7 protein-coding genes are annotated in these 6,000 nt (G+C 61.8%); 3 read left to right on the top strand and 4 right to left on the bottom strand.

What is annotated here, in order from left to right:
- Positions 1 to 126: 126 nt before the first annotated feature.
- From JF290_RS14285 to JF290_RS14300, 4 genes are all read right to left on the bottom strand, one after another.
- A complete protein-coding gene (locus JF290_RS14285) occupies positions 127 to 699 on the bottom strand; it encodes a cob(I)yrinic acid a,c-diamide adenosyltransferase (RefSeq protein WP_199025569.1) in 573 nt (190 codons plus the stop codon).
- A gap of 2 nt (positions 700 to 701) precedes the next feature.
- The gene (locus tag JF290_RS14290; protein WP_199025570.1) at positions 702 to 908 is read right to left on the bottom strand and encodes a twin transmembrane helix small protein; all 207 of its coding nucleotides are present in this window, start codon (positions 906 to 908) and stop codon (positions 702 to 704) included.
- A 78-nt stretch (positions 909 to 986) separates the two neighbouring features.
- Positions 987 to 1,814, bottom strand: coding sequence for an SDR family NAD(P)-dependent oxidoreductase (locus JF290_RS14295; RefSeq protein ID WP_199025571.1), 828 nt, complete (start codon positions 1,812 to 1,814; stop codon positions 987 to 989).
- An 87-nt stretch (positions 1,815 to 1,901) separates the two neighbouring features.
- The gene (locus JF290_RS14300; RefSeq protein WP_233155382.1) at positions 1,902 to 2,549 is read right to left on the bottom strand and encodes an SH3 domain-containing protein; all 648 of its coding nucleotides are present in this window, start codon (positions 2,547 to 2,549) and stop codon (positions 1,902 to 1,904) included.
- A gap of 165 nt (positions 2,550 to 2,714) precedes the next feature.
- Here JF290_RS14300 and JF290_RS14305 point away from each other — a divergent pair, with 165 nt between their 5' ends.
- From JF290_RS14305 to JF290_RS14315, 3 genes are all read left to right on the top strand, one after another.
- Entirely contained in the window at positions 2,715 to 5,063 is a 2,349-nt protein-coding gene (locus JF290_RS14305) for a DNA topoisomerase IV subunit A (protein ID WP_199025572.1), read from the top strand.
- 115 nt (positions 5,064 to 5,178) lie between these two features.
- Positions 5,179 to 5,772, top strand: a complete 594-nt coding sequence (locus JF290_RS14310) for a hypothetical protein (protein ID WP_199025573.1) — start codon at positions 5,179 to 5,181, stop codon at positions 5,770 to 5,772.
- Positions 5,773 to 5,884: 112 nt separating this feature from the next.
- Positions 5,885 to 6,000 (top strand): GTP-binding protein (locus JF290_RS14315; RefSeq protein WP_199025574.1); only part of this gene is annotated, 116 nt, incomplete at its 3' end.

A 6,000-nucleotide genomic window follows, 5' to 3' on the forward strand; every position in this document is an offset into this window, starting at 1 on the left:
GGTGATAGCCGTGGACGGACATTGAAAACAGGGCAAAATCGTCACATCATTCGCGTCAGACGTCGCGTTTTTCCTCTCACCCAGCATTTTCGGTCGGTGAAAGCCGCCCATTTCCGGCCTGTCCCATCACCGGTTCGCGCCCGGCACCCAGAGCACATCGTCCTTGCCACCATTGTTGGCGGTACGGGCCGCGACGAAGAACCAGTCGCTCAGACGGTTCAGGTACTTGACTGCTGCCTGATTGACCGTCTCCAGCGTCGCGAGCTCGACGGTGAGCCGTTCGGCGCGGCGCGCCACCGTGCGGCAGATATGCAGATGGGCGGCCAATGCGTTGCCTCCGGGCAGGATAAAACTGCGGAGTGGTTCGAGACCTGCGTTCATCGCGTCGATTTCCCTTTCGAGCCGTTCGACCTGGCTGTCGATCACGCGCAGCGGCGGATACTCCGCGTCGCTGTCCTGCTCCATGTCCGGGCGGCACAGATCGGCGCCGAGATCGAAAAGGTCGTTCTGGATGCGGGAGAGGGCAGCATCGACCTCGCCGTCGGCATGCAACCGGGCCACGCCGACGCAGGAGTTCAATTCGTCCGATGTGCCATAGGCGGTGACCCGCAGCGCGTGCTTGGCGACGCGCGTGCCGTTTCCGAGGGCGGTCTCTCCCGCGTCTCCGGTCTTGGTGTAGATCTTGTTGAGCACCACCATGGTCATTGCCCTCCGCTGCCACGCAACCAGATGTAGAGCAGGATCAGGACGACGGCGATCGCCTGCGCAAGGATCCGGAGCTGCATCATCTTGTTGCCGTATTTCTGGTTGAACGCCCCGCCCTTGGCGAAGCCGCCGATTCCGATCATCAGGACGACGACGACGGCGCAAACCGCAAGTATGATCACAAGAAACAGCGGATCGCCCATTTTTCCCTCGTCTCGGTTGGTTCGGTTTCGGCCTAGGCCGAGACCTAGCGTTTCCGGCTTCGAAAGCGAACCGCTTTTTCAGATTCGGGCCACGATACGGTCTATCATCCGACTCGACAGGATGCGTTTGAGGTATCCGCCGATATAGGTCGCGGTGGTCACGTAGTAGCGCGGATTCGGGTTGCTGCTGTCCAGCGCGCGGATCAATTTTCCTGTCACCGCGCTGGCGGGCAATTCGAACCGGTCAGGTCCGGTGCCGTTGTACATGCGCGGGATAAGACGGGCTTCGTAGTCGGCGCGGCGTGGCGCGGACTTCCAGTCGATGTAACGTTCGAAATAGGGAATGCCCTTTTCACGGAACATCGTGGTGATTGGACCTGGTTCGATCAGAACCACGTGGATGCCGGTGCCGCGCAATTCGACCCGCATGGTGTCGCTCAGCCCTTCGAGCGCGTGCTTCGTCGCTGTGTAGGCGCCCCGCCAGGGGATCGCGACAAGGCCGAGACCGGAAGAGCATTGCGCGATGTGTCCGTATCCCTGCCGGCGCATCACCGGAATGACCTGCCGCGTAAGATCATGCCATCCGAACAGATTGGCTTCGAAGATCGCGCGCAGACCCTCGGTCGGAAGGTCCTCGACCAGTCCGGCCAGTTGGTGCGCACCATTGTTGAAGAGCGCATCCAGCGTGCCCCCGGTGGCGGCCAGCACCTGGGCGAGCCCCTGCCGGATGCTGTGGGCGTCACAATAATCGACTCTCGGGCTGTCGAAACCTTCGGCGATGAGGCGGTCGCAATCCTTTTGCTGTCGACAGGCAGCGAATACGCGCCAGTCTCGGTCGCGCAGGGTTCTGGCCGCGTCAAGCCCGATGCCCGAAGAGCAGCCGGTGATCAGGATGGATTTCTGCATCTGGCCGCGCGCCCCGCTCCGGTTTCCCGGGCGATCTATGCCCGCCGTGTTCGCGACGCGCAAGCTGGGGCTTTGGCAAAATGCAGTTTACCGGTCGGCCTTGCTGACCAGCGAGGCGGAGATCCATCCAAGCTGCTGTTCCGGCAGCGTGCGCAAGCGCAGCCAGCCGGTGCCGCTTTCGCTGAGCACTTCGACCGATTGGCCGATGTTGAGCCGCGCGACCACGGGATAGATCGTTCCCGGTCCATCGCGCATGTTGACCCGCGTGCCGATGATCTCGCGCAGATCGCGGTCAGGTTCGGTGGGGGTCGCAGAAGGCTGTTCTTCAACGGCCTCCCGGTCCGGCTTCGGTGCAGCCTGGCGCAGACCGGAAGAGCCCAGTTCTAGCGAGACCAGTTGCAGCGGGTCGGAGCCGCCCGAGTCCGGCAGCAGAGACAGGCCTTGGGTCAGGCTGGCGCGGACTTCCGCGATTTCTGCTCCGGTCGCTGGGCTGTCTTCGGTTTCGACTGGCTTGGCGACGGTTTCGGTCACGGGACCCGCCGCGACCTTTTCGACCCTTGGCGCTTTCGTGGTGGTCGCCTTGGCCTCGACGGGCGCGATCCGGATCGGCTGTTGCGTCTCCCGCGCCTCGACGAGTATGGGTGCCGGTGGTTCCGGTGGCCGGAAATCGGCACCGCCGCTCATTTCATAGAACACGACGGCCAGAATGATGAAACTCGGCAAAATCAAGCGCATCGAAGCGATCCCCGGCAAACACCCACGAATTCATGATAAACAAACGGACGATTCGAAACACGCCCCTCCCGCGGGATTCTTCTGCGGGTTTGTCTTCTGTGTTGCGTTACCAAATTCTGCAACCGCCGCTTTACCCGCGTCTTCGGTCGGCGTATCACATCATCTATGAGCGATCTGGTTGACGACCCCAACATGAAGCCCACGAGCGGAGGCGAAGCGGTCTCTGAACCGTTGCGCCGGGCGATCGGCGAGCGCTACCTCACGTATGCGTTATCGACCATCATGCACCGTGCCCTGCCGGATGCGCGCGACGGTCTGAAGCCCGTGCATCGCCGAATTCTCTATGCGATGCGCGAACTCAAGCTGTCCAGCAGCGGCGGATTCCGCAAGTCAGCGAAGATTTCCGGCGACGTCATGGGCAACTATCACCCGCATGGCGATGCGGCGATCTATGACGCGATGGCCCGACTGGCGCAGGATTTCAACGTCCGATATCCGCTCGTCGACGGGCAGGGCAACTTCGGCAATATCGACGGCGACAACCCTGCGGCCAGCCGATACACCGAAGCGCGAATGACCATCGTCGCAGAGGCGCTTCTGGAAGGGCTGAACGAGGATGCGGTCGATTTCCGCGACAATTACGACGGCACGCTGCGGGAACCGGTCGTGCTGCCAGCCCAGTTTCCGCATCTTCTGGCGAACGGCTCGTCGGGCATTGCGGTCGGCATGGCCACCAACATCCCGCCGCACAACATCGCCGAGCTGTGCGACGCCTGCCTGCATCTGATCAAGACACCAGATGCCCGAGACGACACGTTGTTGAAATACGTGCCGGGCCCGGATTTTCCCACCGGCGGCGTGATTGTCGAGCCGCCCGAAAACATCGCCACCGCCTATCGTACGGGTCGCGGCTCGTTCCGGTTGCGCTGCAAGTACGAGGTCGAGGATCTGGGCCGAGGCCAGTGGCAGATCGTGGTCACCGAAATCCCCTATCAGGTGCAGAAATCCAGGCTGATCGAGAAGATCGCCGAACTGATCCAAACCAAGAAGATCCCGATCCTCGCGGATATTCGCGACGAGAGCGCCGACGATATCCGCATGATCATCGAGCCGCGATCCAAGAATGTGGATCCCGAAGTTCTGATGGGAATGCTCTACCGCAACTCCGATCTCGAAGTGCGTTTCAGCCTGAACATGAACGTGCTCATCGATGGGGTTACGCCCAAGGTCTGCAGCCTCAAGGAGGTGCTGCGCGCCTTCCTCGACCACCGGCAGGAGGTCCTGCTGCGCCGCAGCCGGCACCGGCTGGCCAAGATCGACCACCGGCTGGAGGTTCTCGAAGGTTTCATCACCGCGTTCCTGAATCTTGATCGCGTGATCGACATCATCCGCTATGACGACGATCCCAAGGCGGCGATGATGCGCGAGGATTGGTCGCGTGATTTCATCCGCGCGACCTCGGAGGCGGATTACGTCACGCCGCCGCCGGGCGAGGGGGAACTGTCCGAAGTCCAGGTCGACGCGATCCTCAACATGCGCCTGCGGTCCTTGCGGCGTTTGGAAGAAATGGAACTGCGTCGCGAATATGACGAGCTGTTGCGCGAACGCCAGGACATCGAGGACCTGCTGGACAGCGAAGACCTGCAATGGGCGCGCATCGCGGAGCAGTTGAAAGAGACCAAGAAGACCTTCGGCAAGGACTATGAAGGCGGTGCCCGGCGGACCCGGCTTGAAGAGGCGGGCGAGGTCGAGGAGGTGCCGCTGGAAGCCATGATCGACCGCGAACCGATCACCGTGGTCTGTTCGCAGATGGGTTGGATCCGGGCGATGACCGGGCATATCGACCTGAACCGCGAGCTGAAGTTCAAGGATGGCGATGGGCCTCGATTCATCTTCCATGCCGAAACCACCGATCGGCTGCTGGTTTTCGGCAGCAACGGGCGGTTCTACACGCTGTCCGCCGCGAGCCTTCCCGGCGGGCGCGGCATGGGCGAACCACTGCGCCTGATGGTCGATCTGCCGAACGAGGCCGAGATCGTCGACCTGTTCATCCACCGTCCGGATCGCAAACTGCTGGTCGCGTCCTCTGCGGGAAACGGTTTCGTCGTTCCGGAAGCGGACGTCGTGGCGCAAACCCGGACGGGCAAGCAGGTGCTGAACCTGGGTGACGCGGCGCGCGCGCAGGTGTGCCGTCCGATGCTGGGTGATCACGTCGCGATCGTCTCGCAGAACGGCAAGTTCCTGGTCTTCCCGGCCAGCGAACTTCCCGAGATGACCCGTGGCAAGGGTGTGCGCCTGCAAAAGTACAACATGGCGCGAGGCAAGCAGGGATCGCTCGAGCTCGATGGCGGCTTGTCAGACCTGACCACATTCGATTGGGCCGAGGGTCTCAGCTGGGAGATGGGCGGCGGCAAGACGCGGCATGAACCGGACATGACGGAATGGCTGGGCAAGCGTGCCGGGGTCGGCAAGCGCCCGCCCTACGGCTTCCCGCGCGACAACAAGTTCACCTGATCCGAAAACGCTCGCGCGGATGTGACGCAATGCTGCGCTTTCTGCCGAGCCAAGGTTTGCGTCCGTGGCGCCTCTGGTCTATTCGGGGGCGAATTGAGGTAAACGAGAGAGCACGATGATCCGCATTCTAGCCTTGCTGACGGGGCTTTCCCTGCTCGCCGCCTGCAACACCGGACCGCAGGACAGGACCCCGTCTTCACTGGGCGAGTTCAAGCTCGGGCACAATATCGTTGTCGCGGACAAGATGCGCCAGGGTCCGATCTCGCGCGATGCGACGGCCGAGGAATGGGAAGAAACGATCAAGACCGCCGTCCAGCAACGCTTTGGCGGCTTTGACGGCGATCAGCTCTACCATTTCGGGATCAGCGTCGAAGGCTACATGCTGGCGCCGGAGGGTTTCATATACAACCCGCGGTCGATGCTGATCATCAACGTGACTGTCTGGGACGATGCCGCCGGCAAGAAGCTGAACGACGAGGTGTACCAGATTACGGTCGTCGAGGATTCCACCGTCACGACCTTCTTCAAGGGCTCGGGCCGGGAGCGCAGCAAGCAGGAGCAGATGGACGGGCTGACCGCCAATGCGCTGGACCAGTTGGGCGACTGGTTGGAAGAGCGGCACAAGAACGACGGCTGGTTCGATCCAAAGCCTGAAACCACGTCGCAAACCGCCGTTGAGGTCAGCCGGAATTCGGCCCTATTTCAATAGGCTTCGCCGGTAGAACACGGCTTGATTTTCCGGGCCGAACCTCATATGTCGCGCGCGCATTCGACGTAAATCCGGGTCACTGGACCCCTCAAAACCAAAAAGGCGCCTTAAGATGGGTAAGGAAAAGTTTGAGCGTACCAAGCCGCATGTGAACATCGGCACGATTGGTCACGTTGACCACGGCAAGACGACGCTGACGGCTGCGATCACGAAGTATTTCGGCGATTT

Origin of the sequence: Sedimentitalea arenosa, assembly GCF_016428585.1 — a bacterium.
Taxonomy (GTDB): domain Bacteria; phylum Pseudomonadota; class Alphaproteobacteria; order Rhodobacterales; family Rhodobacteraceae; genus Sedimentitalea; species Sedimentitalea arenosa.